Origin of the sequence: Rhodococcus sp. 15-725-2-2b (assembly GCF_002259075.1) — a bacterium.
In the GTDB taxonomy this organism is placed as follows: domain Bacteria; phylum Actinomycetota; class Actinomycetes; order Mycobacteriales; family Mycobacteriaceae; genus Rhodococcoides.
In genome coordinates this window covers 78,236-104,503 of record NZ_NPFL01000005.1, presented here as the reverse complement: position 1 = coordinate 104,503, position 26,268 = coordinate 78,236, and the positions used below count along the sequence as shown (strand labels likewise).

Here is a 26,268-nt window from a genome sequence, read left to right as displayed (position 1 = left end):
TGCCTCGAGGGTGCCCGGCGCGGCTCGTGCGGTATAGGGCCTTTCGACCCACGGTTCCGGCCCGACATGGGGCCGGACAATAGCGAGATCAGCTCAGGAAGGCCGCGTCGACGACGACGTACCCGGCCACTGCGAACACCAGGTAGGCGAACAGGCGTTGCAGCCGTGCGGTATCGACCCGCATTCCGAAGTGCGCGGCCAGGAGGGAGCCGACAATTGCGGTGCCTGCGAACGCAAGGGTGATCGACCAGTCGATGGTCGTGCCGCTCAGATGTGAGAACAGACCGGCGACGGAGTTGGCGACGATGATGACCAACGAGGTGCCGACCGCGACCGACATCTCTATCCCGAGCATCAGCACCAGCACCGGAATGATGAGGAAGCCGCCTCCGACGCCGAACAGCCCGGTCATGAATCCGACAGCAAGGCCTGCCGGAATCGAACGTGGAGCGCAGTGTCTCCAGTTGATGCCCGATGCCGATGTCTTGCAGGCTGTTCCTGTATCTCCTCGCTCGGCGAGCATCCGGGCTCCTGCGGTAACCATCACGGCGGCGAAGCCGAGCAGCAGGATCCTCTCGGGAAGCAACCGGCCGAGTGCGCTGCCGGCGAAGGTCGCTGGAATGCCGGTCGCAGCGAACACCGCCGCCAGTCGCCATTCGACGCGGCGTGCTCGCAGCTTCGGTATCACTCCCACCGCCGAGGCGGTGCCGACGACGATCAGCGAGACGGGGATCGCTTCCTCCACGCCGAGGCCAAGGGCGAACACCAACACCGGGACCGCAAGAATGGATCCGCCTCCACCGAGTAGGCCGAGGAGAATTCCGATCACAGCGCCGAATCCGAGCGCCAGCCCCAATGTCATCGTGTGTTCACTCCAATCCTTGGTGCCACGGTATACCCCAGGGGGTACTTGACATACCCTAGGGGGTATTACACACTGTGTCTACCACCTCGCGAAACTCGCCCGGAGACGTCTCAGACGGAGGAATCCATGATCCTCGAGCAGTACTACCTCGAATGTCTTTCCCACGCTTCGTATCTGATCGGAGATCAGAGGACGGGGCGCGCGATCGTCGTCGATCCGCGTCGCGACATCGCGGAGTATCTCGACGACGCCGAGAAGTACGGACTCGTCATCGAAGGGGTCGTCAACACTCACTTCCACGCGGATTTCGTCTCGGGCCACCTCGAACTGGTCGACGCGACCGGTGCCTGGATCGGCTTCGGCGAGGCTGCCGAGACCGACTATCCGATCCGGCGACTGCGAGACGGGGAGCGGTTGTCCCTCGGCGACGTCGAACTCGAGATCCTGTCCACTCCCGGTCACACGTGGGAGTCGATCTCGGTGCTGGTTCGCGAGCATCCCGGGGCCACCCCTACGGCCGTGCTCACCGGTGACTCCCTCTTCATCGGCGATGTCGGACGACCGGACCTGGTGAATCTCGGGGACGGCTCGACCACGGACCTGGCCCGTGCGATGTATTCGACGATCCACGACAAGCTGCTGACGCTGCCCGACGACGTCGTCGTCATGCCCGCTCACGGTGCCGGCTCGTCGTGTGGAAAGAACCTCTCCACCGAGCTCACCTCCACCATCGGTGAGCAGCGCGCGAGCAACCCGTCGGTGCAGCCGATGACCGAAAACGCCTTCGTTGCGCTCGTCACCGACGGCCAACCGGCGGCACCGTCGTACTTCTCCGCCGACGCAGCCATGAACAAGCAGGTGCACCCACTGCTGTCTCCTGGCCGCATCATCCCTGCGCTGACACCCGAGGCCGTGAGGGCCGAGCTGGTTTCCGGCACACGAGTGCTCGACGCACGAAGTGTGGACGATTTCGCTGCCGGTCATCTGCGCGGATCGATCAACGTGGGGTTCGACGGTCGCTTCGCCGAGACCGGCGGCATGGTCGCGGAGGTCGGTGGTCGCATCGTGCTGATCGCCTATCCGGGCGAAGAGCAGGAGGCAGCACTGCGGTTGGCCCGAATCGGATCCGACAACGTGACCGGATACCTCGGAATCGGCAGTGACGGTGCGTTTCCAGCCGAGCTGGCGACATTGGTCGAGACGGCACCGCGCACCACGGTCGAGCAGCTCGATGTGATGCTCGCCGCGGACGAGGTGACGCTCATCGACATTCGCAACCCGGGTGAGCGCGACTTCGGCACGATACCGGGAGCGATCCCGATCCCGCTGGCGCAGTTGCGAACTCGCCTCGACCAGGTGCCGACCGGTAAACCTATCGTGATGCACTGCGCCGGAGGATGGCGCTCGAGCGTGGCGGCGTCGCTGCTGCGCGCTCAGGGATTCGAGAACGTCTCGGATCTGCTGGGCGGTTACAACGCCTGGGCCGACGCCCACGTCCCGGCCTGACTTTCGACCGACTCGTACCAGGAGGATTCTCATGTGTTATCCCGTCACCTGCAAGAAATGCCACAAGACCGGCTGGGGCGGTTGCGGCAGACATGTCGACTCCGTCATGCGTACGGTTGCCGCAGCCGACCGCTGCGCCTGCAACGAGGATTCGAGCCCGCCCGTGAAGGAGCGTCGAAGCATGCGGTCGTGGTTCGGACGCTGAGACCTGATTCAGGTAGTCGAGCGGCAAGTACTTTGTGCTCTAGCGCAATTGATCTCTTGCCGCACAGACTGGAACGATGACATCGACAACGCGAGTGGCAACCGAGCGCAACCGGCGATCGCCGTGGCTCGGCGCAGTCTGCGGAGGGGTATCGATCAACGCGTTCGGTGCTGCGATCGGATTGGCCTCGGGTGCAATCGATCCGAGTTCCTACGTCGAGGCGAAAGTGTCTGTGACACTGACAGCACTGTCGCTGGTGTTGGTCGTCGGCGTTCCCATGGGGCTCGCTGCGGCGTCTGCCTTCGCAGGCGGCGGACGGTCGGGTCCGATGGCTCATATCGCCGGCGTGCTCCTGGTTGCCTGGATCATCGTGCACTCGGCGGTGACCGGTGAGACGAGTTGGCTGCTGGGATCGTTCGGAGTACTGGGGTTCGTCATTGCGGTCCACGGATGGCGGATGACGGTGGCGGCGGGCAAATCCGCATACCTCCTGTCGGACGAGACATGAAAATACTTGTCTCCACCGCAGGTCGGCATAAAGCGACCCACAGTCTGGGCCAGGAAATGGGTCGAGTCTTCGAGCACTGTGGTGTCGACGTCGATGTGCGGGCACCGGAATCCGTGGTCCGCGTGGACGGCTACGACGCTCTGGTCATCGGGAGCGCTGTCTACTCGGATCGCTGGGTTCCAGCCGCGAAGGCTCTGGTCGACAGGTTGTCGAGGTCCGAACATCCACCTGTGTGGCTGTTCTCCTGTGGGCCGCTGCACTCGAGCGACAGGCCGGTCAACGTCACTTCCGACGCGGCACACGCAGTATCACTGATGCATGCGACCGCACACCGAACGTTTCCCGGGAAGCTGGTGCCAGAGCGACTTTCGGCGGGGGAGCGTCAGATTTTCGAGAACTCCGGGGCAGTCGCAGGAGACTTCCGCGACTGGGTACTCGTGTGCAATTGGGCCCGAGAGATACTCGCGTGGCTCAATGCAGAGAAGCGTGGTTCGTGACCTGTTTCGCCGGTGATGTCTCTGCACTCGTGCGGTGCGCCGACGGACAGACGTGCGTGTGAATCTCGGCCGCCAGCTGCGCCACCGATTCCGTCAGGACGGTATTGGCCTCGATCATGTCCTGGAGTAGGGCGGTGTTCGAAAGTGTGTGTACGGCAACCTCACTGCTCACCGAGTCCGCGCGTTTCGCCGAGATCAGCAGAATCGCTCCCTGGAGTCCCGCGATCATCGACAGGAACAGGTTGAGCAGGATGAACGGGTACGGGTCGAATCCGTCGCTCTGGTTGTAGGCGGCCCACAGCGCCATGGTGCCCAGAAACAGGAACACGAACGGCCAGGAGCCCATCCCGTTTCGGACGTAGTCCGCCGCTCGCTCACCGGCGGTCAGGGCATCACCGGTCCGGACGCCCGGGTGTCTTCGCCACAGGTTCATCGCTCGCAGGTCTTCGATCGGGAGTGTGCAGCAGAATCCATGCTGCCGAGTGTGGTCCAACTCGTCGATGAGCGTCAGGGGCGAAATCCCCTGCTTCTCGGGCCTTTCTGCTCCCGAGCTGCCGGTTCGGTATACGTCCCCAACCGGCGGTGACTTCCGGCCCTACATGCCGAGTGCCGCAGCGCCGACCATCGACAGTGTGCATTGCTCGATGGTCGAGAACGGCACTGGTTTCGATAGTTGGAGGAAATCCACGATGAAAGCTGCTGTTGTCACCGAGTTCGGCGGACCCCTGGTCGTCAAGGACATCCCTATCCCGACACCCGCACCGGAGCAGGTGCTGGTGAAGATGGAGACGTGCGGAGTCTGTCACACCGATATTCATGCAGCGCAGGGGGATTGGCCGGCCAAGCCGACCCTGCCGTTCGTTCCCGGGCATGAGGGAATCGGCGTGATCGAGGCCGTGGGATCGCAGGTCGACACGAGTCGAATCGGCGAACGCGTGGCGATCGCGTGGCTCGGTTCGGCGTGCGGCGAATGCGATCACTGCGTGTCCGGATGGGAGACGCTGTGCGAGACACAGCAGAACAGTGGCTACTCGATCGACGGGGCCTACGCCGAATACGCTGTGGCCCATGCGAAATACGTCGTCCGCGTTCCCGACGGCATCTCCTCGTTCGACGCCGCTCCGCTGACGTGTGCCGGCGTCACCACCTACAAGGCAGTCAAGGTCGGCGGTGTCACACCGGCTCAGCGCGTGGCCATCTTCGGCGTCGGCGGACTGGGCCACATGGCGGTGCAGTACGCCAAGATCGCGGGCGGATTCGTCACCGCAGTCGACATCGAGGAAGAGAAGCTCGAACTTGCACGTGAACTCGGTGCCGATCACACGGTCGACTCGTCGAAGGTCGACCCCGTCGAGGAGATCAAGGCGCTCGGCGGAGCCGATGTGGCCATCGTGTTGGCCGTCATCCCGAGCGTGTTCGATCAGGCCTTCCGTTCGCTTCGCCGCGGCGGTCGACTGGTGTGTGTCTCGATGCCCGCTCACGGTGTGTTCCCGGTCCCGATCTTCGAGACGGTCGTCGGCGGAATCTCCGTCCTCGGTTCGATCGTCGGTACGCGAAAGGACCTACGTGAAGTATTCGCACTGCACGAGGCCGGGCGGACCACGGTATCGGCCGTATCGCGCAAGTTGGACGAAGTGAACGAGTGCTTCGACGACCTCATGGGTGGCCGCGTCACCGCTCGCCAGGTGTTCGAGTTCTGACGTGGACCTCGTCGGTCGCAGTGGACCGATCCCGGTGCTCCTTCGTCCGAGCGACTCGGCTGTCGGTGAAGCCGTAAGGTCGGGGTGGGCAGGCGCATACCCGAAAGGCATGTGTGCCCACAACGGAGTGAGCAGTGATGAACGCAGGGGAACACGAAGACGACCTCCGGTCGAGCCTGGTCGACCTCAGCAAACTGCCGATGACCGATCTGTCTCTGTCCGACACCCTCTCTCACGTGGCGCAACTTGCAGTTCGGGCCGTTCCCGGCGCGGACGGTGCCGGATTGACGCTCCTGCATCCCGACCGCCCCGACACGATTGTCGCGAGCGCGGAATTCGTCCGTGCCGTCGACGACATCCAGTACGGACTCGGCCAAGGCCCCTCCATCACCGCAGCTGCCGAGGGCATCACCGTTCGATCCGGTTCACTCGAAACCGACCCTCAGTGGCCGGAATTCGGTCCGAAGGTCGGTCGAATGGGAGTGCACAGCGTGTTGTCTCTTCCGCTGATCACCGCAGGCGGTGTGCTCGGCGCGATGAATGTCTACGCGCGCCGGCCCGACGCGTTCGATGCTCGCGCTGCAGAGTTGGGCGACCTGTTCGCGGTACCGGCTGCGGTCTCGGTGCAGAACGCGCGGGCGCTGTCGAGTGCCGCCCGGCTCACCGAGCAGCTCGAGATGGCACTGAGCAATCGCTCCGTTATCGACCAGGCGATCGGGGTGCTGATCAGCCGAAGCGGATGCACCGGAGCCCAGGGGTACGACAAGCTCCGATCGTTGAGCCAGAGCGAGCACAAGAAAGTCGCAGTGGTCGCTGAGGCCATGGTGGGCGAGGCGATGAAGACGGCCCGCTCCCGTTCCCGCACGTAAGGGCGTAGCGTTCGAGCCGCGAGCGCATTCCGAGGCATCGAGTCCGACTTTTCCTCGCGCTCGCATACCCGCCCGGCAGGATGCCGCGGGTATATCGGACGAATCGAATCGGCGATCGGGCCGCACCTGGATTCTCGATGAAACTTCCGCCTCGATTGCTGGACGATCTTGCGACGCTGACCGAATCACTGGACAACTCGTCCGTCGATCTCGCGCGCTTGGCCGGGCAGTTGGCGGCCGACATCGATGTGGCCGTCTCGGATGTCGGCTCGATCACCCTGACGTCGATCGTCGACGGTGAACGGTTCGACGTGGTGATAGGGACCAGAGATCCGGTCCGCGGCGGAACCGATTCCGGGGCTTCCGAGCCGCGATCTCTTGCCGATGTGAGTGAGGTGAACCAGGCAATCGGTGTTCTTGTTGCCAGTGGCCGCACGGTTGCCGAAGCGCGTGCAGAATTACGCAGAGTCGCCGAGCGCTGGAACCGATCGACAGTCGACGAGGCCGGCCGCACCCTGCGTGACGCTCGGGGTTGGTTTCCACCCGCTCGGCCGTAGGTCCCGGAGCCGAGCACCCAGGTGGACGAGGGAGTCCGCGGTCACTCGTCTTCGGCGTTCAATTGAGCCGAGAGGCCTCATCGGCCCGGAGCATAAAAGGTGTGAGATGGGAGGCGATGACCACCGCCCACGACATGACCTCTGCTCGTGGTCTGCTGTCACCATCGGAGGCACCGATCAGTCGCACGACGGCACGCTCGAACAGTGACAACCGCGAGTTCGTCAGCTTGCCACCGAACACGCGATGCTCGATCACCCAGTCGGCCTCGGTCTCTTTCGGCCGAGCTTTCGGCGGAGTGCTGTCGTCCACCGGGCCACTCGAGAAGAGCCACACAGGAATTGCCTCCAGTTCGGCCTGTTCCCTGGTGACCAGCGCGCGTGCGTCTCGGAGCCATCGGCCCATGTACACGCCACTGCCGATTATCGCGGCGTCGTACTCGGCAATGCTGTCCACGTCGCGGGCATCACGAACATCGACTGTCGTCGTGCTGTCGATGCTGGACAGTTCCCGCAGAATCGACGAGCCCAGCCACTGTCCGATTTCTCGGGTGGCGCCGTGGCGGCTTGCTGTTGCGATCAGTATGCGCATGTGGATGTCCTGTCGGTTCGGCTTCGGTTGAATTGCAGTGCAAAATGATTCATGTCCGTCAGGTGCTGCAGTCGATCCGGATCGGCGCACGCATGTCGCGGGTCGAACAGTTCTTCCGCAGTTTTCACAGGTACTCCTTCGTCGCAGGCGTTCTGTTGCGCGCGGCACTGGGCACAACGGTGACCGGACACGATGCGCGTGCCATCACCGAGCGGCTGGTCGAGCCGAGCATCATTCCGGCGAATCCTCCGCGACCGTGACTGCCCAGCACCACCAGTTGGGCGCTCTGCGCGTGGTCCAGCAGTGCGTGGACCGGTCGGTCTCTGACCGCCACCTGTCGTAGTGCCACCGTCGGATGCCGACGCGCGCAATCATCGACGGCCCTTGCCAACACGCCGTCGGCTTCGGGTCGATGGTCCGCCCAATCGAGGCCGGGAACCGACATCCCTATCGACAGATCCGAATCGGCCCACGCGTGCAGTGCGGTGAGTGGAGCGCTTCGGACTTCTGCCTCCTCGAACGCCCGCTCCACCGCGGCCATGGCGGCCGAGGTTCCATCGACGCCGACCACGACCGCCTCGAACCCCGTGTAGCCGCTCATCGGCCATGCATGTACGACCGTGACCGGGCAGTGTGCATGCGTACTCAGCGCGACGCTGACCGAACCCAACGACGTGCGTTGTGCCGCACCGAGTCCGCGTGTCCCGATGACAACCATCCGAGACGTCTCGGACATCTCGAGTAGAGCGGCAGCGGCGGGGCGGTCCGACAGAACCACGTCGACGGCGATGGTGGACACGGCCGACCCCGTCGGCCGGGCTATCGACATCGCCTCGTCCAGAATGCGGTTCGTCTCGAACCTCAGATGCGCGGATGTCCGTTCGGGTAGGGCATCGAGGCCCGTGAGAACCGTCGGGACGGCCGAGACGATCGTCAGGTCGGAGCCGTGCAGTTCGGCATCGAGCACGGCCCACCGGACAGCGTCCAGAGACGCGGCTGAACCGTCGACTCCGACGACGGTGTGGGATCTGCCCATCTGATGAGTCCCTTCGAGGTGGTGCCAGAGCTCCATCAGACTCTTCGGCTCGGCATCCGCGCGCCAGGACAACTACACCGAGATCAGGGACTTTCGGCCCCACTTTCGATGACCAAAGGTCGAGCTCTCCCGTGTGCGGGTCCGTAGTGTTGGGAAAGGATGCGACCACCGAGGACGCGGGTGAGGGGTTGGACGTGGTCACAGTGTTCTTGGTCGACGACCACGAGATCGTGCGTCGAGGTCTGATCGATCTCATCGATTCCGATCCCGATCTTTCCGTGATCGGTGAAGCCGGAAGTTGCGCACAGGCACTCGCTCGTATTCCCGCGTTGAGGCCGGACGTCGCCGTTCTCGACGTTCGACTGCCGGACGGCAACGGCATCGAGCTCTGCCGCGAATTGCTCGACCGACTGCCCGATCTCAAGACCATGATGCTGACCTCGTTCACCGAGGACCAGGCCATGCTCGACGCGATCCTCGCCGGCGCGAGCGGCTACGTCGTCAAGGACATCACCGGTATGGAGCTGACTCGCGCGATCAAGGATGTCGGCTCCGGTCGGTCGCTGTTGGACAATCGCGCAGCGGCCGCGCTGATGGACAAGCTGCGGGCGGGCACGGCCGCTCCCGGACCGATCGATCACCTCACCGGGCAGGAACGGACGTTGCTCGACCTCCTGGGGGAGGGGCTGACGAATCGGCAGATCGCCGCTCGAATGTTCCTGGCGGAGAAAACCGTCAAGAACTACGTCTCCCGGTTGCTGGCCAAGCTCGGGATGGAGCGCCGCACCCAGGCAGCGGTGTACGCGTCGAGGCTGGCCGAAACGCATCCGCGAACGCAATCCGGGCCGTCGGATGGATGATCACCGCGGACCGGGTCTTCCGCAGCTCCGCCTCGGTGAACTGCTGGCCGAGGTGCAGGACCGAATCGGTCGCATCGCGGATGCACGAGTACAGGCGGACGGTCTGCTCGATGCGATGTTCGTCATCACCTCGGGCCTCGACCTGGAGGTGACGTTGCGGTCGATCGTGGAGTCGGCCGTCAACCTCGTCGGTGCCCGGTACGGTGCACTCGGCGTGCGCGGCGAGGGTCACGAGCTGAAGGCGTTCATCCATCACGGCATGGAAGAGCAGGTGCGCGAGGCGATCGGCCCACTTCCCACCGGACGAGGTGTGCTGGGTCTGCTCATCGACCAACCTCATGTGCTCAGACTCGACGACTTGTCGTCGCATCCGGAGGCAGTGGGCTTCCCTCCCAACCATCCGCCGATGAAATCGTTTCTCGGCGTGCCCATTCGGGTGCGTGACGAGGTGTTCGGAAACCTGTACCTCACCGAGAAGAAGGACGGAGCCCAGTTCACCGAGGACGACGAGGTGGTCACCCGGGCTCTCGCCTCGGCGGCCGGAATCGCGATCGAGAACGCACACCTGTACGAGGAGTCGCGGATCCGGCAATCGTGGATGGAAGCGATGCGGGACATCGGTACCGAACTGTTGGCCGGGAGCGACATCGACGAAGTGCTGCACATGGTGTCGAGGCGGGCATTGCATCTGACCGGGGCCGACAGTGCGTTCATCGCTGTTCCCGCCGACGCGGCTCCGAACTCGGACACGGTCTCCCGGTTGGTCATCTCGGTCGCCGAGGGGCACGACGCAGACGCTCTGGTGGGTTCGCTCATCCCGATCGAGGGATCGAGTTCCGGTGCGGCATATCGCCTTCGGACCGCTACCCGCAAGGAGGAGCTGGACTACCGACCCAACGCGCATGTGGCGAACACCTTCGGCCCGGCCCTGATCTCGCCGCTTCGGGTAGCCGACGGCGTGCGAGGCGTCCTGGTGACGCTGCGCCGAAAGGGCGGACCGGTCTTCAGCGACTCTCAACTCGATCTCATTTCCAGCTTCGCCGACCAGGCCGCACTCGTGATGGAGATGGCCGACACCACGCGGCGCATGCACGAGCTCGACGTTCTCGCGGACCGTGATCGGATCGCCCGAGACCTTCACGATCACGTCATCCAACGGATCTTCGCGGCCGGATTGTCGCTGCAGAGCACGTTGCAGAAGACCGAGCTCGACGACATTCGTCAACGTCTGACTCGCACCATCGACGACCTGCAGGACACCGTGCAGGACATTCGTACGACGATCTTCGACCTGCAGAGCTCGACACACTCGACCACTCGTCTACGGCAGCGCGTCAACGGAGCCGTCCTCGAACTCACCGAAAGCGTTCCCATTCGCGCCGTGGTTCGCATGTTCGGGCCCCTGTCGGTCATCGACAGTACCCTCGCCGACCACGCCGTTGCCGTCATTCGCGAAGCGGTGAGCAACGTCGTCCACCATGCTCGGGCCCAGACCGTCAACGTCACCCTGGCGGTCGGGGACGATCTCCGCATCGAGGTCTCCGACGACGGAATCGGACTGGACGAGAACATCACTCGCAGTGGACTGGCGAACCTCGAGGCGCGGGCAGTCGACTGCGGCGGCACGATGACCTTCGGGTCGTCCGCGGCCGACGCAGGTGGCACCGAGCTGATCTGGTCGGTACCGCTGCCCTGACGGCGGACGACCTAGGTCACTTGTTCCGATGACCTCGGACTGCTGTGCCAGGTGTGCCTGCGCTCGTAGCGTTCTCGTCGTAGACGCGCACCATCGAGAGGCATCTGATGAACACTTCACATTCCACCGGACCGGTCGTGGTCGGAATCGACGGATCGGAGACCGCACTCGATGCGGTTCGGTTCGCCGTGCAGGAGGCACGCGGGCGGGGCACGTCACTTCGCTTGATCCACGTGATCGACAGACATGCGGTGCCCGAAACCGTCTACGGCGCTCCGGATGTCGACGGTGACTATACCCGCGCGGCATTGAGTCGCGCAGAGGATGCGGCCGCAGCGATCGATCCGGCGGTTCTCGTGGAATCGGTCGTTCTGCAGGGTCGGCCCGAATCGGTGATGTCGACCGAGGCCGGATCTGCGTCTCTGCTGGTACTGGGGACCACCACCGGCAGTGCGGTGGCCGCCTGGGTACTCGGATCGATGGTCGGTGCCGTGGTCGAAGCATCGCCCCACCCCGTCGCGATCGTCCGTCATTTCGACGCCGAACGCCGCGGCCCGGTCGTTGCAGCCCTGGGTGACGCCGACGTCTCGCAAGCCGATGTCGTGGTGGCTCAGGCATTTCACGAGGCATCGATCAGGGCGGCCAGCGTCTTGGCGGTGCACACTCAGGCTGTCTCCTCCATTCTCGCGTCCGCTCTCAGCGGCCCGGGCGACGGGCTACACCCCGAATCGGCAATGGACGTTCGGCTCGAACCCTTCGGCGCGGACTACCCCGACATTCGTGTGGCGTCGGTGTATGCCGAGGCCGACTCGGGATCGGAACTGGTGGCGGTCTCCGAGACAGCCCAGCTGATGGTGGTCGGTCACGAGCGAGACCGAGTGCCCGGACGAACACTGACCGCCGTACTGCGGCAAGCCCATTGCCCCGTCCTCGTCGTCCCGCACGCATGAGTACCTCGAGGCAGTCTCCGATCGTTGTCGGTGTCGACGGTTCCGGCTCGTCGCTCGACGCAGTCGGATGGGCCGCGCATGCGGCCGAGTTGCGTGGGGTACCGGTGAAGCTGGTGTCCGCATACCAAGTCAAGGCTCTGTACACCAGCTTCGTCGCGTTGCCGTCGCACATCGGCTCCGAGGAGCACACGGCCGCAGAGTCGATCCTCGCCTGGGCGTCGCTGGTCGCTCGACGTTCGGTGAACAACCCGGACGCGCTCGTCATCACGAGTGAATCGATTGTGGGACCGACGATTCAGGCCATGCTGGAGCAGTCATCGAGTGCCTCGATGATGGTGGTCGGTTCGCGTGGCAACGGCGAATACTTCGCCGAACTGCTCGGCTCGGTGAGCACCGCGGTGGCCGTTCAAGCGCACTGCCCTGTGGTCATCGTGCCGGGAAGCGTGGAGCTGCACTCGTCGGGAGGCCCTGTTGTCCTCGGAATCGACGGGTCGCCGCACAACCAGAACGCTGTTCGGTTGGCCTTCGACGAAGCCTCACTCCGGGGAGCGGAACTGGTTGCAGTCCACGTGTCGACGGACGAACTGATCTCGGCGCCCGACGCGTCCGCCACCGACAGGTCCGATGCGATCCTTTCGAACGGTCGAACCGTGTTGGCAGAGAGCCTGTCCGGCTGGAGCGATCAGTACCCGGACGTCGTGGTACAGCAGAAGATATTGCGCGGCAACGTGGTCGAGAAGATCCTCGAGGTATCACCGCGGGCGCAGGCCGTCGTCGTCGGTTCGAGCGGCCGCAACGGTTTCAGCGACCGACTTCTCGGATCCACCGTCCGGTCGCTGGCCCACCGCGTCGACTGTCCGCTGATCATCGCCCGCGGGTAGTCACCTCGCGGTCACGACCACCGCCATTGTCGAATCTCGGGAAGATCCTCGAAATGTTCCCGGATGTAGGCATCGTGCCGAACGAGTTGGTCCTGGCAGTGCTGCCGCAGTCGTTCGGCACCGGCCGGCGCAGTGCCCGCTCGGTCGAGTGCTGCGAGCGCGAGGTGATAGCGACTGATCTTGTTGAGCACCACCATGTCGAACGGTGTTGTGGTGGTGCCTTGTTCGATGAATCCGCGAACATGGAACCGCTGGGCGTCGGGTCGGCCGTGCATCAGTTGGTGCACCGCGCGGGGATAGCCGTGGAACGCGAAGACCACATCGACAGAGGCGGTGAACAGATCGACGAACTGCTCGTCGGAGAATCCGTGCGGATGATCGACGACGGGGAGCAATGCCATCAGATCGATGACGTTGACCACGCGGACCCTGAGCTCGGGAGTCCACGTGCGCAACAACTGTGCGGCCGCCAGGGTTTCCTCGGTCGGCACGTCGCCGGCACACGCCAGAACGATCTCGGGATCTTCCTCGGTACCGGTCTCCTCGGTGCCGGCCCAGTCCCAGCGGGACGCACCCGCCGCTGCATGCGCCCGTGCCTCGGGAAGCGTCAGATACTGCGGGTGACTCTGCTTGTCCACCACCAGAACGTTGACGTGACCTCGACTGCGGAAGCAATGATCGGCAACGGCGAGGAGGGTATTGGAATCCGGTGGTAGCCATACGCGCACGACGTCCGGTGCCAGGGGAATCACCGCGTCGATCAGTCCGGGACCCTGATGGCTGAATCCGTTGTGGTCGTTGCGCCAACACGTGCTGGTGAGCAGCACGTTGAGCGACGCGACCGGTGCTCGCCATGCGAGTGTGGCGGCGTGCTGCAGCCACTTGGTGTGCTGAATCAGCATCGACACACTCACCATGGCGAAGGCCTCGTAGCTCGCGAACAGGCCGTGTCGACCCGACAGCAGATACGCCTCGAGCCAGCCCTCGCACAGATGCTCGCTGAGCACCTCCATCACGCGGCCGTCGGGACCGAGATCGTCGTCGAACTCGGTGGTCGGCAGCTGCCAGCACCGGTCGGTGGCCTCGAACACGGCCTGCAGGCGGTTGCTCGCGGTCTCGTCGGGACAGAACAGGCGAAAGTTGCCGCCGCCGTTGGGCTGGGCGTTGTCGAGGTAGATATCGCGCATCATCTCCCCGAGTACGGTGGTCGTCTCGTGCGACGTGCGACCAGGGGACTCGACGGTGAGCGCGTAGTTCTCGAGGTCTCGAATGACCAAGGGCTGCAGCAGCACACCGCCGTTTGCGTACGGGGTGGCACCGAGACGTTCGGTGCCCGACGGTGCGAGCTCCCGAATCGACGCCACCGGGGCACCGTTGTCGTCGAACAACGATCGGGGATCGTAGGACAGCAGCCACTTCTCGAGCAGTTCCAGGTGTGCAGGATTCTCTCGGACACCCGACAACGGCACCTGGTGCGCCCAGTGGGTGCCCTCGATGCGCTTGCCGTCCACCTCGTGCGGACCGGTCCAGCCCTTGGGCGTACGCAGAACGATGGCGGGCCAGGCGATGTCGCCTCGTGGGTTGCCGCCTCGTGCGGCGTGCCGAACTCTCCCGATCGCATCGTGGGCGCGGGTGAGGGCAGATTCGAGGGCCGGGAAAACCTCTCGCGGGTCGGTGCCCTCGACGAAGATCGGTGTCCACCCCTGGCTCCGTAGGAAGCGTTCGACTGCAAGGTCGGCGCTACGACCGAGAACCGTCGGGCCGGAGATCTTTCCATCGTTGAGATGCAGGATCGGCAACACTGCGCCGTCACGGACCGGGTTGAGAAAGGCGGGGATCTTCCACGAACCGGACAGGGGACCGGTTTCGGCCTCACCGTCCCCGACTACACAGGCGACGATCAGATCGGGATTGTCGAACGCTGCGCCGGCGGCGTGGACGAGGGCGTAGCCCAGCTCGCCGCCCTCGTGAATGCTGCCCGGGGTCTGGACGCTCACGTGGCTCGGAATGCCTCCGGGAGTGGAGAATTGACGGCACAGCCGTCGGACTCCGTCGCTGTCGAGCGAGATGTCCGGGTAGATCTCGCTGTACGTGCCTTCGAGGTAGGTGTTCGCCACCATCGCCGGGCCGCCGTGTCCCGGCCCGGTGACGTACAGCCAGTCCGAATGGGTTCGGCGAATCACGCGGTTGAGGAGGGTGTAGATCATCGACAGGCCGGGACTGGTGCCCCAATGCCCGAGCAGCCTCGGCTTGATGTGCTCCGATTCCAGTGGCCGACGCAGCAATACGTTGTCCTGCAGGTAGATCTGAGCCACCGTCAGATAGTTCGCCGCAGCCCAATAACGCAGGTCTGCGTCCAATTTCTCGGAATCGTATGTGGTGTCGACGGTCGGCGTCGTCATCGGTTCGTGGGAACGACGACGACGGGAACGTCCACCGAATGCAGCACCGCACGTGAGGTGGAACCGAGAAGCATCGACGCGAATCCGCCCCGACCACGGCTCCCCACGACGATCAGCTGCGCAGTATCGGACGCACGGACCAGTTCACGAACCGGCCTGTCCCGAACCACCACCCGGTGGATGGTGACGTCCGGATAGTCCTCCGACCATCCGGCCAGGCTCTCCGCCAACGACGTCTTCTCGGCGAGTTCGGAGTCGACCCACGGTCCCTCGTCGTCGCGCGTCAACACGCTGCCCAGTTCGAGGTCACTCCAGGCGTGCACCGCAACGAGGTCGACCCCCCGCAGCGATGCTTCCTGGAGGGCGAACCCGATGGCCGGTTGGCTGTTGGACGTGCAATCCACACCGACGACGACCGGTCCGTCGCCGACGATGGTCGATTTGATCACTGCGACAGGGCATTTGGCGTGCGATACCACCGCGGTGCTGACCGACCCGATCAGTCCACCGGTGAACTCGCCGAGACCCCTCGACCCGACGACGATCATGGCGGGTGCGACGTCGAAATGCGTCAGGTTTCTTGCAGCGGAGCCGTGCTCGAGGCGAGTGTCGAGAATCAGTGAATTACCGGCCGCCGTCTTGTGCGCAACATCGACCGCTGCGGTCAGCACACGCTTGGCCTCGATATCGGGGTCCGTGAACGCGCCCATCCGAAGGCTGATGGCGTCACCGTAGGTTCCCGGTGCAAACAGCGACGACGTGACCAGCTCGAGCGGGGCGTGGCGTCGAACAGCCTCGCGCGTCGCCCAGCGGACCGCGCCGAGGGATGTGGCGGATCCGTCGACTCCGACGACTATCCGGTTCGATGCAGTCATGACCTTGTCCCGTCCATTGACCTTCGCGTGTGGAACACCTCGAGCATTACCGAGTGGGGCCGATGCGGACAGAGGCGGAAGTCCTTCGGTGTGGGGCGGAAGTCCCTACCAGTTACCCCTAGGGGGTATGTCTTGCTATCGTCGATGTCATGCATTCAGTGATCCGACGCAGTCGCCCGGGCTTCGCCTCGGCGACCGGATTGCTGATCGCGCTGACGATCTTCGGGGTGCTGCTGATGCACTCGGTGACACCGACCATGTCGGTGAGCAGCGAACACGCTGCCATGGCGTCGACGACCCACCACGAGGATCCGGTACAGGTGGCGGACGGCGAACACGACTGCCCGTCGACGCATCAGATGATGCATCCGTGCGCGGGAACCACGGTGGCGTGGGCTGCGTTGTCGGTCCCGGCGACGAGCGTCGATGTCGTCCACGCCCCGATGTCGGACGACGGTATCGGTGGGCGCACCGACTCCATCTCGGAGCGTGCGCCGCCGTGGACCCTCTGGGAGCTGGACAGATCGGTGACCTTACGAGTGTGACATGCAGTCCGGTGGAGGCACACCACCGGCGGATCGGCATACCCAGATCCCTGTATTTCGCACTTGTTCAAGGAGTTTCACATGCGTACAACACTCGTCGCGTCGCTGGCTGCCGCCACCGTGAGCGTATTCCTCGTCGCCGGCTGCAGCAGCGACACTTCCGACATGCCGATGGACGGCCATTCGATGGGCGCGTCGAACTCGTCGTCGGTGCCATCTACCCAGGCCGACGCATCCGCTCAGTTCGATGATGCGGACGTGATGTTCGCTCGGATGATGTACCCGCATCATGCACAGGCAATCGAGATGGCGGCAATGGTCGAGGGCCGCACCGACAATCCGGACGTCGTGGCATTGGCGTCGGCGATCGAAGCCGCGCAGCAACCGGAAATGGAGCGGATGACCGCCTGGCTCGCCGAATGGGGTCAGCCCGCACCCTCGTCCGACATGGGCGAGATGGACCACGGCTCGGGCACAGGCATGATGACCCAGCAGGACATGGACGCGTTGACTGCGGCCGCCGGTCCCGAGTTCGACCGCCGATGGCTGACGATGATGATCGAGCACCACGAAGGTGCGATTGAGATGGCGAACATCGAGATCGCCGACGGCTCGAACCCCGACGCGCAGGAGATGGCTCGCACGATCGTGGCCTCACAGCAGCAGGAAATCGACACCATGCGGACGTTGCTCGGCTGAGCTGCACCGAAGCGAGGGCCGCATCCCCGTATCGGGGGTGCGGCCCTCGAGTAGGCTGAAAAATCGGAGAATCCTTCTCCGCACATCGGTCCGAGGGAGACAGTTCGCAATGGCACGTCGACGGGTTGTGGTCATCGGTGGAGGATTCGGCGGACTCCACGCGGCACGGCGTTTGCGCAACGAAGACGTCGATGTCACCGTGCTCGAGCGCGGTACCTCGCACGTCTTCCAGCCGCTGCTCTACCAATGCGCCACCGGTCTGGTGTCGGAGGGCTCGATCGCCAGTCCGCTGCGACACCTGCTGCGCAAGCAGAAGAACGTGTATGTGGCATTGGGTGAAGCGACCTCGGTGACCCCCAGTGTCGACGGCTCAGCGGGTGACGGCGGAGTGGTGACGGCGAGTCGGTTCGACGGCTCGACGTTCGAGCTGCCCTACGACTACCTCGTCGTTGCCGTCGGAATGCAGCAGGCGTACCACGGCCACGACGAATACGTGCAGTGGGCACCGGGGATGAAGACCCTCGACGACGCCCTTGCGATCAGGCGAAAGTTGATCTCCGCCTTCGAGATGGCCGAGTCTCTCCCCACCCCCGAGGAGCGCAGGCCGTGGCTCACCTTCGCGGTGGCCGGTGGAGGCCCGACCGGAGTCGAATTGGCCGGCCAGATAAGAGAACTCGCCACCAGAGCGTTGGCAAAGGAGTTCGATTCGATTCACCCGTCGGAAGCGCGGGTGCTGCTCTTCCACGGCGGTGACCGCGTCCTCGAATCGTTCCCCGACTCGTTGACGAAGAAGGCGCAGCGCACCCTCGACACCGTGGGTGTGGAGACGCATCTCGGGGTGCACGTCACCGATGTCACGGCCACCGACGTCGAAGTGACGGCCAAGGCCGAGCCGAAGACGGTCACTCGCTACGACACTCACACGGTGCTGTGGACCGCAGGCGTCGAAGCCGTTCCGTTCGTGAAGCAACTCGCCGACGCGATGGGCGTCGAACAGGACCGATCCGGGCGCATCGCCGTGCAACCGGATCTCTCGATCCCGGGACACCGCAACGTCTTCGTCGTCGGAGACATCATGTCGCTGAACAAGCTTGCGGGCGTCGCCGAAGTGGCGATGCAGGGCGGCCGAGCAGCGGGCGCGGCGATCGCAGCAGACCTGTCCGGTTCTGCGCGAAAGGATTTCGAGTACCGAGACCTCGGGACCGCGGCCTACATCGCCCGTGGTCACGCGCTGGTGCAGGCCGGGCCGCTGCGCATGTCCGGATTCCTCGGCTGGGTGTCGTGGGGCGTCATCCACATCGCGTTCCTGGCAGGCAACCGCAACCGCGTGGGGACACTGATCAACTGGGCCGCAACCTTGGCCACCGGCACCCGACGCGAACGGGCCATCACGTACGGCGACCCGGAAACGGCGCGTAAGCCGTACAACTGACGTGAGCGTCCACTATTTTCACCCTCACACGGAATCCCGCTTTCGGGGGCGAATAGTGGACGCTCAGGTCAGTTGCTTCCGGTGTCGACGGGGTCAGCCGATGCCGGGGATGAAACCGGGGTAGACGAAGTGCCCGGGACCGCCGCCGGGCAGCAGCTGGCCCGTCGAACCCGGATAGTTCATGTTCAGCAGAATCAGCTTGTGCGGGTTGCCATTCGGATCGGCCTGCCAGCAGGAGCCGAGCACGCCGTGAAATCCGGTGCACACGATGCGGGTGCTGTTGCCGTAGGGCGAGGTGAGTCGATTCTCGCTGACGAAGGGGTTCCAGTAGTCCGGGTCCTGAGGCGTGAGGAACAGTCCGGTGACGTCCTGTGGAGCAGACGGACTCGGATACGGCGGCGGAGTAGGCCACTCGTCGGCGGCGGCCGTTCCCATGCCGAGGGCGGCGGCACTTGCAATGACGCAAGCAATGACGGCGGTGCGACGAAACATCTCGATCGACTCCTTCGCAGGGCGGGCACCCAATAGACCACAGACACCCGTACCGAGGGAACAATTCGCCACCACGACCGAGAGCATCACGATCGCGTCTCGGATTCGTCCAGTCCATAACGCTCGGGACGTTTGCTCGAGGTAACGTCACCTCATCTTCGGCCGATGTAGAAACTCGACCGGTGTAACTCGACGAAAAGGTGAAACAGCGTGCCACGATCTCGACGACACGGCTTCCGGCGAATCGGTTCGGCTACGGCCGTCGCCCTCGCAGTGGCGATTCTTCCGACCGCGCTGATGACGCCCGTCGCGTCCGCAGACGAACTGCCTGCGGCCACGACGCAGTCGAGCAACGGATCGCGGATCGAGTCGGTGAACACCCTCGACAACCGCCAGGTTCAGCTCCAGGTGTACTCGGCTTCGATGAACCGCACCATCCCCGTCACAGTGCAGCGCCCCGCCGACGAGAGCGTGTCGCGTCCCGTGCTGTACCTGCTCAACGGTGCAGGCGGCGGCGAGGATGCCGCATCGTGGCAGTCGCAGACCGACGCCGAGGCCTTCCTCTCGGACAAGAACGCTTTCATCGTGACTCCGCAGAAGGGCAAGTGGTCCTACTACACCGACTGGCTGCAGGACGATCCGAAGCTCGGTAGCAACAAGTGGAGCACCTTCCTCGGCGAAGAACTGCCCCCGCTGATCGACGCCCAGTTCGACACCAACGGCCGCCAGTCGCTCGCAGCGCTGTCGATGACGGGCACCTCGGTTCTCAACATCGCGATCAAGTACCCGGGCAAGTTCGCCGGCGTCGCTGCCTACAGTGGCTGCGCTCAGACCTCCGACCCCATCGGTCAGCAGTTCGTCAAGCTCGTCGTCGAGACCTACGGCGGCGGCAATGTCGAGAACATGTGGGGCCCGCTCGACGGCCCAGTGTGGCGCGAGAACGATCCGCTGCTCAACGCCGAGAAGCTCCGCGGAACGCAGATCTACATGAGCACCGGTAGCGGCCTGCCGGGTGCACCGAACGACACCTTCGCCAACCCGCGCCTGAAGAACGATCCGGCGACGCTCGCCAACCAGGTCATCGTCGGCGGCGGCATCGAAGTTGCCACCAACTTCTGCACCTCGAACCTGGCCAAGCGCCTCGACCAGCTCGGCATCCCGGCCACCGTGGACTTCCGCCCGATCGGAAACCACTCGTGGGGCTACTGGCAGGACGACCTGCACAAGTCCTGGCCCTTCCTGGCGGGATCGCTCGGCATCTGATCCTCGGAACACCGAACAACGGCCACCTGCACCCCGCGTGCAGGTGGCCGTTCTTCGTTTCCCGAGGCGGTGGATCGGTGCAGAAATCGAACGTATGATCGAACGATGGCACGGCGCGCACAACCTCGACCGGCGTCCGCCGTGCGCCCCTTCAAGTTGCTCCGCCCGCCGCTGAAGGTCTGGATCGACCTGAACATCCTCTATCCACTACCGCCACACCACGCGTCGAAGTTCAACCCCGAGGGATTCGACGTACGACGCGTCGTACCGGGCGACCTGGTCGAATGGTCCATCACCGTGGACGGGGATTGGCTCGGCCGCGTCACGTACGAGTTGATGTCGCGAGACCGAAGCGAAACCGTCACGCACTGGGTGCCCAGCCGGGCACTGAAGCCGCTGTAGAGACGAGAAATCCCCGCCTCGATGGAGGCGGGGCTTTCTGCGCAATTACCTTCAGAAGCTGTGCTTGCGGGCCTTCTTGGCGAGCTTGCGGGTGGTGCGCTTCGACGGCACGAACAGGTGCGCAGCGCTGTTGCGACGGTTGCGTCGACGGATCAGCACGAACGCGACAGCGCCGGCAGCGGCTGCGATGGCGGCGATGACGGGGGTGCCGACCTTCGCGGCCTGGGCGACATCGTCGCTGTCGATGTTGCGAACCGTGTTCCTCACGTCGTCGGCGACGGCGGAGGCCTTGTCGGCTGCCTTGTCGGCGACCTGGGAGGCCTTCTCCTTCACATCGTCGACGTCGACGTTCTGGACCTTGTCCTTGACCGTGTCCTTGACATCCTCTGCCACGTCGGCGGCCTTGTCGGCAACGTCGGAGGCTGCGTGCTTGGCTTCCTTGGCGGCATCGGTTGCGGTGTCGGCCACGTTCTCGGCCGCGTCGGACACGGAGTCTGCAGCCTGGTGGGTGTTGGCCTTGGCCTGATCCGTCGCACCCTCGGCGCGGAGGCTGTCGTCACCGGTGGCCTCGCCGACCTTCTCCTTCGCAGTCCCGGCCAGTTCCTCTGCCTTGTGCTGAGCCTTGTCGATGAAGTCGGCCATCGGTGCGTACCTCTTTCGTGTAGGTCGTCTCCGGACATCCGGAGCTGGGGGCGTCGCGGACGACGCCGATAAGTATGAGTCGATCCGGCTGCTCCGAAACATACGTCCTACAGGAGTGTGATGGGTCACTATCGACGGTCGGGGCTTCCGGGTTCATCGTTGGCGTAGACGGCTCCGCAGTCGCTTCGGCCAGGTGGACCGCGTCGGCTTGTACGCGCCGGCGAGGGCGCGTCGGTCGAAGTCCATGCCTGCGCCGCGCGAGGTGAACAGAAGGAGAGCGATGACTCCTGCGGCCCCGACCACCACGGGAGTCATCGGGTACTGGTCCCGGTCGAGATGGGGCTGCATCCGGTGAGCTCAAGGGTCGTTCCGTGGGCTCCACTCCCAACGCAGGGTGTGAGGTTCATGATGGATTCCTCTCATCGGTATGCGTCGAGGCTGCCATTGACATCGCCACTCGTCAATGGCACATTGTGTGATGTAGGTCGCGATTGCCTGCTCGATCGGTCGAAATCGCGGTGGTGTTCGGCAAACAGTGAGGCGCGGCGTGACGAAAAGCCAAGGTCGGTGGCCCGAGTTCGACGGTTCCGACGACAACGTCGAGGACGTTCTCATCATCGGTGCCGGTATATCGGGCATCGGAGCCGCATATCGCCTGCAGCAGATGGCGCCGGAACTCAGCTACGCAATCCTCGAAGGTCGCGAGCGAGCAGGCGGTACCTGGGATCTGTTCCGATACCCCGGTATTCGCTCCGACAGTGACATCTTCACGTTCTCGTTCCCGCACACGCCGTGGCAGGGCGACACACTGCTCGCTCACGGAGAAGACATCCGCAACTACATCGTCGATACCGCCTACGCCAACGGAATCGACGAGCGCACGCGTTTCTCGACCATGGTCACCGCAGCGAACTGGGACTCGTCGACGGACATGTGGACGGTCGACGCCCTGACGAACGGTGTTCCCACGACCTACCGCAGTCGATTCCTGTTCCTGTGCACCGGCTACTTCGACTATTCGGGCGGGTACACCCCCGACCTTCCCGGGCTGGACGAGTTCACCGGTCAGGTGGTGCATCCGCAGCAGTGGCCCGAGGATCTCGATCACTCCGGCAAGAAGGTCGTCGTGATCGGAAGTGGAGCAACCGCAATCACATTGGTGCCCACGCTTGCGGCCGACGCCGCGTCGGTGACGATGCTGCAGCGCTCACCGACCTACATAGCGTCGCTGCCGATGACCGATCCGTTCACCACGATCACCAAACGCCTGCTTCCGGACACGCTCGCGCACAGCGCACTTCGCTGGCGCAACGCCCTGTTGATGGTCGGTTCCTACCAGCTCTGCCGCCGTGCACCGAAGACGGCCCGCAAGGTCTTTCGCGCGATGACGAAAGCCCAACTGCCGCGAGGGTACGACGTCGACAAGCACTTCAAGCCGACGTACGCCCCGTGGGACCAGCGGCTGTGCGTCGTACCCGACGGCGATCTGTTCGAGGCCATCCGCTCCGGTCGAGCGAGCGTGGTGACCGACCGAATCGCCGAGATCACCGCCGACGGCATCCTGCTGGAATCGGGTGACGAAATCCCGGCCGACATCATCGTCACGGCAACGGGATTGAAGCTGCAGGCGTTCGGCGGTATCGAGTTGTCGCTGGACGGTGAGCGGCTCGAAGCGCACGACAAGTTCGTCTACAAGGGCCACATGCTCGAGGACGTACCCAACGTCGCATGGTCCATCGGGTACACGAACGCATCGTGGACGCTCAAGGCGGACATGACAGCGCAGGCTGTGGCGAAACTCCTGGTGTACATGCGATCTCACGGATACACCCATGCGATCCCGGACCGGCAGGGCAAGGCTGTCGACTCTCGTCCGGTCGTCGATCTGGCCGCCGGTTACGTCACGCGGTCTCTGAACGAGCTCCCGAAATCGGGGACCGAACGCCCGTGGTCGGTGCGCCAGAACTACATTCTGGACAGAATCGACGCACGGTTCGACGATCTGACGGAATCGATGACCTTTGGCCGTGCGGCGAAGTCGAGCGCGGCTGGAACGGCCTCGTCGGGAACGGCGAACGTGTACCGGATCCAGCCGAGAAAGATCGGTATGCAGTGACGTCGGACATCGATGGACTCACCCTGGCTCACACGATCCGGGGCGAGGGCCCTACCTTGGTGCTCATTCACGGCATCGTGCACCGGCAACACGCGTGGGACAGCGTCGTCGAGACTCTGGCACGGCACCGGCGAGTGGTGACGGTGGATCTGCCCGGCCACGGAGCGTCACCGGAACTGCCCACCGAGGAATTCGACCTCGGTCCGTGGATCGTGGCAGAGCTCGAGCGCTTCCTCGAGCACGTGTCCGCGGACGGTGAGAAGCCACACGTGGCCGGAAATTCGCTGGGTGGGTACTTCGCACTCGAGCTCGCGGCCCGTGGGTCGGTCGCCTCGGCCACCGCACTCTCACCGGCGGGCTTCTTCCGCGGCCACTGGGATCAGACACGAGCACTGCTCGTCTTTCGCTTTCTCAGGGCCGCGTCCCGGGTCATCGGTCCGATCGCACCGGTCGTCATGAGGAACGTCGTCGGTCGTACGATCGCCAACGGCGTGTTCTACGCCAAGCCGTGGCGAGTTCCGGCGGCGACGGCCACGATCGACGCGCTGAGCATCACCACCAACCGTGCGATCGACGCAGCGGGTAACGCGGTGCCGCGCTTCAGCGTTCCGGTCGACGAGACCGTTCCCGTCACCGTCGCGTGGGGGCGTCGCGACTGGGTTCTGCCGGTGTACCAGGCACCGCTGGTGCGTCGAATCTTTCCGCAGGCCGACGTGACGACGTACCCGGGGCTCGGACACGTGCCGATGTCGGACGATCCGGAGTTGGTGGCGTCGATTCTGCTGAGGGGATCACGAGCGGTATCGCAATCGGCATGAGCGTGGCGGTGAAGGTGGACGGTCGTAGCGACCGGTGGCGCGAGCACAGAATCACCCGGCGACGTGAACTGCTCGATCGCACACTGGCAGCAATTCGCGAGCACGGACACGACGTGGGTATGGATGCCATCGCCTCCGCGAACGGTGTCTCGAAAACCGTTCTGTACAAACATTTCACCGACAAGAAGGGTCTCGCCGACGCCGCGATGGCTCGATACGTCGAGACTGCACTGATGCCTCGGATCCAGGACGCGATGTCCGAGGACCTCGACGAGTACCGGCTCACCCGCGCAGTGATCGGTGCCTACGTCACGACGGTCGCCACCGATCCCGATATCTACATCTACGTCCACGCCAACAATGCAGTCAGCGGCAATCAGGAGATCATCACCGCGGCGGAGGGGCTGATCGCAGACTTGCTGGCCACGGTCATCATCGACAGATTCGGAGAGCGCGAGTTCTCGACGGCCGGCTCGATGCCCATCGCATTCGCCATGATCGGTGCGGTCCGGCTGGCATCGCACTGGTGGATCTTCGATCGAACCATGACGGCCGACGAACTCGTCGACTACCTCACCATGATGGTCTGGGGCGGAATCGCGGGCATAGCGCGCGCTGCGGGATCGGCTGCGACCTTCACGTCGGAGCCTCACTCGCTGACGCTCGAGGGCTGAGCGCCCCACTCCGGCATCAGCGGTCGAACACCGCGCGAACCGTCGTCGAATCGGGCACGGACTGGCACGCCAATCGGACGCCGTGCTGGAGTTCGTACTCGTCGAGAGTCTCGTTCGCGAGCATGGTCACGGTGCCCTCGGTGAGCGTGTAGGCACACCCGCCGCAGGTTCCTTCGCGGCACACGTACGGCGGATCGAGACCGAGTTCGAGCAGGCGGTCGAGCAGCTTCGTGTCCGCATTCCAGGTGAACTCGGTGTCCATTCCGTCGATCTCGACCCGAGCGGTGACGGAGTTCGCATCGGTTCGGTGGGGCAACTCGGTGTCGGCGGTCCGAAACGGATTGGACTCGAAGGAGGAGAACACTTCTCGATGGGTTCTGTGCGCGGTCGTGCCGGTGCGGGTGAGCCATTCCTCGGCGACGTTCATGTACTGCGCAGGCCCGCACAGGAACGCCTCGCATTCGTCGGGAACTCTCGCGTCCATCGACGCCAGTCCGACAGCGGTGGGTAGCCCCGAATCCGAGGTGTACCAATGGTGAATGTCGAGACGATCGGGAAAGCGAGACCGTAGTTCGGTCAGCTGCTCCCCGAAGATCACCGAGTCACGGTTCTGGTTGGCGTAGACGAGGGTGATCCGATTGTCGTGCTCGAACAGGGCGGTCTTGACGATCGACATGATCGGGGTGATCCCGCTGCCTGCGGCCATGAGGACGAAATCCACGTCCCAGCTCTCGGGTCCGAACATGCCCGACGGTTTCAGCGCCCTCAGTCGCATCCCGCGAACGGCGTTGTCGTGCAACCAGTGTGACGCCATTCCGCCCTGGATGCGCTTCACTGTCACGGTGGGGAGCGGGTCACGGACGGGGGAGCTCGAGAAGGAGTAGCAGCGGGCCACCGAACCGCCGTCGGTGCACGGAATCTCGAGGGTGAGAAATTGACCCGGCTCGTACCGAAACCGGTCTTCGTGGTCCTCGGGGACCCTGAAACCGAGAGAGATCGCATCGTCGATTTCGTAGGTCACCTCGGCGATCTCCACCTCGAAGATCCTGTCCTCGGGACCGATGGCAGAGGTATCGAGATCCGCCGATGGTGAGCTCTCGAAAATCGTCACGTGTGCTCGCTCTCCTTGCGTACATGGTGTCGGCCGTCACTGTTCCACACTTCACCACCAATTAATAGGCCATTGACA

The 26,268-nt window shown here is 64.2% G+C and carries 28 protein-coding genes; 18 read left to right on the top strand and 10 right to left on the bottom strand.

The window, feature by feature from the left end; all coding sequences use genetic code 11:
- Positions 1 to 88: 88 nt before the first annotated feature.
- On the bottom strand, positions 89 to 862 hold the full coding sequence (locus CH306_RS05200; RefSeq protein WP_094645887.1) for a sulfite exporter TauE/SafE family protein: 774 nt from the start codon (positions 860 to 862) through the stop codon (positions 89 to 91).
- Between the two features lie 129 nt (positions 863 to 991).
- On the opposite strand from CH306_RS05200, the gene CH306_RS05195 reads away from it, so the two are divergent.
- The 3 genes from CH306_RS05195 to CH306_RS05185 all read left to right on the top strand — a co-directional run bounded on the left by CH306_RS05195 (position 992) and on the right by CH306_RS05185 (position 3,581).
- On the top strand, positions 992 to 2,371 hold the full coding sequence (locus CH306_RS05195; protein WP_094630246.1) for a rhodanese-like domain-containing protein: 1,380 nt from the start codon (positions 992 to 994) through the stop codon (positions 2,369 to 2,371).
- 281 nt (positions 2,372 to 2,652) lie between these two features.
- The gene (locus tag CH306_RS05190) at positions 2,653 to 3,084 is read left to right on the top strand and encodes a hypothetical protein (RefSeq protein ID WP_141214667.1); all 432 of its coding nucleotides are present in this window, start codon (positions 2,653 to 2,655) and stop codon (positions 3,082 to 3,084) included.
- Complete coding sequence (locus tag CH306_RS05185; RefSeq protein WP_179273003.1) at positions 3,081 to 3,581, top strand: flavodoxin domain-containing protein; 501 nt, start codon at positions 3,081 to 3,083, stop codon at positions 3,579 to 3,581. The genes CH306_RS05190 and CH306_RS05185 overlap by 4 nt, the downstream gene beginning before the upstream one ends.
- Here CH306_RS05185 and CH306_RS05180 read toward each other — a convergent pair.
- Positions 3,556 to 4,014 (bottom strand): DUF1003 domain-containing protein, encoded by a 459-nt coding sequence (locus CH306_RS05180; RefSeq protein ID WP_094630249.1) that lies wholly within the window; start codon positions 4,012 to 4,014, stop codon positions 3,556 to 3,558. The genes CH306_RS05185 and CH306_RS05180 overlap by 26 nt on opposite strands.
- 256 nt (positions 4,015 to 4,270) lie before the next feature.
- On the opposite strand from CH306_RS05180, the gene adhP reads away from it, so the two are divergent.
- The 3 genes from adhP (at position 4,271) to CH306_RS05165 (ending at position 6,707) form a co-directional block, all read left to right on the top strand.
- Positions 4,271 to 5,281, top strand: coding sequence for an alcohol dehydrogenase AdhP (gene adhP / locus CH306_RS05175; RefSeq protein ID WP_037193942.1), 1,011 nt, complete (start codon positions 4,271 to 4,273; stop codon positions 5,279 to 5,281).
- A gap of 137 nt (positions 5,282 to 5,418) precedes the next feature.
- Positions 5,419 to 6,150 carry a GAF and ANTAR domain-containing protein gene (locus tag CH306_RS05170; RefSeq protein WP_094630250.1) on the top strand — a complete coding sequence of 244 codons (732 nt, stop codon included), beginning with the start codon at positions 5,419 to 5,421 and terminating at the stop codon, positions 6,148 to 6,150.
- A 137-nt stretch (positions 6,151 to 6,287) separates the two neighbouring features.
- Positions 6,288 to 6,707 (top strand): hypothetical protein, encoded by a 420-nt coding sequence (locus CH306_RS05165; RefSeq protein ID WP_094633409.1) that lies wholly within the window; start codon positions 6,288 to 6,290, stop codon positions 6,705 to 6,707.
- 58 nt (positions 6,708 to 6,765) lie between these two features.
- Here the strand turns inward: CH306_RS05165 and CH306_RS05160 are convergent, their stop codons facing one another.
- Both CH306_RS05160 and CH306_RS05155 read right to left on the bottom strand, forming a co-directional pair.
- A complete protein-coding gene (locus CH306_RS05160; protein WP_094645885.1) occupies positions 6,766 to 7,296 on the bottom strand; it encodes a flavodoxin domain-containing protein in 531 nt (176 codons plus the stop codon).
- Positions 7,297 to 7,420: 124 nt separating this feature from the next.
- Positions 7,421 to 8,332 (bottom strand): universal stress protein, encoded by a 912-nt coding sequence (locus tag CH306_RS05155; RefSeq protein ID WP_176460626.1) that lies wholly within the window; start codon positions 8,330 to 8,332, stop codon positions 7,421 to 7,423.
- A 194-nt stretch (positions 8,333 to 8,526) separates the two neighbouring features.
- Between CH306_RS05155 and CH306_RS05150 the strand changes: the two genes are divergently transcribed.
- From CH306_RS05150 to CH306_RS05135, 4 genes are all read left to right on the top strand, one after another.
- Complete coding sequence (locus CH306_RS05150; RefSeq protein WP_037193950.1) at positions 8,527 to 9,192, top strand: response regulator; 666 nt, start codon at positions 8,527 to 8,529, stop codon at positions 9,190 to 9,192.
- Positions 9,185 to 10,888: a sensor histidine kinase gene (locus CH306_RS05145; protein ID WP_037193952.1), complete on the top strand. Its 1,704-nt coding sequence runs from the start codon at positions 9,185 to 9,187 to the stop codon at positions 10,886 to 10,888. The genes CH306_RS05150 and CH306_RS05145 overlap by 8 nt, the downstream gene beginning before the upstream one ends.
- Positions 10,889 to 10,995: 107 nt before the next feature.
- The gene (locus CH306_RS05140; RefSeq protein ID WP_094645883.1) at positions 10,996 to 11,838 is read left to right on the top strand and encodes a universal stress protein; all 843 of its coding nucleotides are present in this window, start codon (positions 10,996 to 10,998) and stop codon (positions 11,836 to 11,838) included.
- Complete coding sequence (locus tag CH306_RS05135; protein ID WP_094645882.1) at positions 11,835 to 12,719, top strand: universal stress protein; 885 nt, start codon at positions 11,835 to 11,837, stop codon at positions 12,717 to 12,719. The genes CH306_RS05140 and CH306_RS05135 overlap by 4 nt, the downstream gene beginning before the upstream one ends.
- Positions 12,720 to 12,730: 11 nt before the next feature.
- Here the strand turns inward: CH306_RS05135 and CH306_RS05130 are convergent, their stop codons facing one another.
- Together CH306_RS05130 and CH306_RS05125 are read right to left on the bottom strand one after the other, a co-directional pair.
- Positions 12,731 to 15,121, bottom strand: a complete 2,391-nt coding sequence (locus CH306_RS05130) for a phosphoketolase family protein (RefSeq protein ID WP_094645881.1) — start codon at positions 15,119 to 15,121, stop codon at positions 12,731 to 12,733.
- Positions 15,118 to 15,996, bottom strand: coding sequence for a universal stress protein (locus CH306_RS05125; protein ID WP_094630258.1), 879 nt, complete (start codon positions 15,994 to 15,996; stop codon positions 15,118 to 15,120). The genes CH306_RS05130 and CH306_RS05125 overlap by 4 nt, the downstream gene beginning before the upstream one ends.
- 149 nt (positions 15,997 to 16,145) lie before the next feature.
- Here CH306_RS05125 and CH306_RS05120 point away from each other — a divergent pair, with 149 nt between their 5' ends.
- The 3 genes from CH306_RS05120 to CH306_RS05110 all read left to right on the top strand — a co-directional run bounded on the left by CH306_RS05120 (position 16,146) and on the right by CH306_RS05110 (position 18,672).
- Positions 16,146 to 16,541, top strand: coding sequence for a DUF6153 family protein (locus CH306_RS05120; protein WP_094630259.1), 396 nt, complete (start codon positions 16,146 to 16,148; stop codon positions 16,539 to 16,541).
- A gap of 81 nt (positions 16,542 to 16,622) precedes the next feature.
- The gene (locus CH306_RS05115) at positions 16,623 to 17,240 is read left to right on the top strand and encodes a DUF305 domain-containing protein (protein ID WP_094645973.1); all 618 of its coding nucleotides are present in this window, start codon (positions 16,623 to 16,625) and stop codon (positions 17,238 to 17,240) included.
- 109 nt (positions 17,241 to 17,349) lie between these two features.
- Positions 17,350 to 18,672, top strand: coding sequence for an NAD(P)/FAD-dependent oxidoreductase (locus CH306_RS05110; protein ID WP_094645880.1), 1,323 nt, complete (start codon positions 17,350 to 17,352; stop codon positions 18,670 to 18,672).
- A 93-nt stretch (positions 18,673 to 18,765) separates the two neighbouring features.
- Here the strand turns inward: CH306_RS05110 and CH306_RS05105 are convergent, their stop codons facing one another.
- Complete coding sequence (locus CH306_RS05105) at positions 18,766 to 19,164, bottom strand: hypothetical protein (protein ID WP_094645972.1); 399 nt, start codon at positions 19,162 to 19,164, stop codon at positions 18,766 to 18,768.
- Between the two features lie 297 nt (positions 19,165 to 19,461).
- Between CH306_RS05105 and CH306_RS05100 the strand changes: the two genes are divergently transcribed.
- Both CH306_RS05100 and CH306_RS05095 read left to right on the top strand, forming a co-directional pair.
- Positions 19,462 to 20,427, top strand: a complete 966-nt coding sequence (locus tag CH306_RS05100) for an alpha/beta hydrolase (protein WP_373453966.1) — start codon at positions 19,462 to 19,464, stop codon at positions 20,425 to 20,427.
- Positions 20,428 to 20,532: 105 nt separating this feature from the next.
- Entirely contained in the window at positions 20,533 to 20,829 is a 297-nt protein-coding gene (locus CH306_RS05095) for a hypothetical protein (protein ID WP_032376174.1), read from the top strand.
- A 51-nt stretch (positions 20,830 to 20,880) separates the two neighbouring features.
- On the opposite strand, the gene CH306_RS29740 is transcribed toward CH306_RS05095, so the two are convergent.
- Both CH306_RS29740 and CH306_RS05085 read right to left on the bottom strand, forming a co-directional pair.
- Entirely contained in the window at positions 20,881 to 21,471 is a 591-nt protein-coding gene (locus CH306_RS29740; protein ID WP_094645879.1) for a CsbD family protein, read from the bottom strand.
- 153 nt (positions 21,472 to 21,624) lie between these two features.
- Positions 21,625 to 21,819, bottom strand: coding sequence for a hypothetical protein (locus CH306_RS05085; RefSeq protein ID WP_094645878.1), 195 nt, complete (start codon positions 21,817 to 21,819; stop codon positions 21,625 to 21,627).
- A gap of 199 nt (positions 21,820 to 22,018) precedes the next feature.
- Between CH306_RS05085 and CH306_RS05080 the strand changes: the two genes are divergently transcribed.
- Genes CH306_RS05080 through CH306_RS05070 form a run of 3 tightly spaced genes read left to right on the top strand, consistent with a single transcriptional unit; the run spans position 22,019 to position 25,079 of the window.
- Entirely contained in the window at positions 22,019 to 23,587 is a 1,569-nt protein-coding gene (locus CH306_RS05080; RefSeq protein ID WP_179273004.1) for a flavin-containing monooxygenase, read from the top strand.
- A complete protein-coding gene (locus tag CH306_RS05075; RefSeq protein WP_094645876.1) occupies positions 23,584 to 24,405 on the top strand; it encodes an alpha/beta fold hydrolase in 822 nt (273 codons plus the stop codon). The genes CH306_RS05080 and CH306_RS05075 overlap by 4 nt, the downstream gene beginning before the upstream one ends.
- Positions 24,402 to 25,079, top strand: a complete 678-nt coding sequence (locus tag CH306_RS05070; RefSeq protein ID WP_045196924.1) for a TetR/AcrR family transcriptional regulator — start codon at positions 24,402 to 24,404, stop codon at positions 25,077 to 25,079. The genes CH306_RS05075 and CH306_RS05070 overlap by 4 nt, the downstream gene beginning before the upstream one ends.
- 16 nt (positions 25,080 to 25,095) lie before the next feature.
- On the opposite strand, the gene CH306_RS05065 is transcribed toward CH306_RS05070, so the two are convergent.
- Positions 25,096 to 26,190 (bottom strand): 2Fe-2S iron-sulfur cluster-binding protein, encoded by a 1,095-nt coding sequence (locus CH306_RS05065; RefSeq protein ID WP_373453965.1) that lies wholly within the window; start codon positions 26,188 to 26,190, stop codon positions 25,096 to 25,098.
- Positions 26,191 to 26,268: the final 78 nt, after the last annotated feature.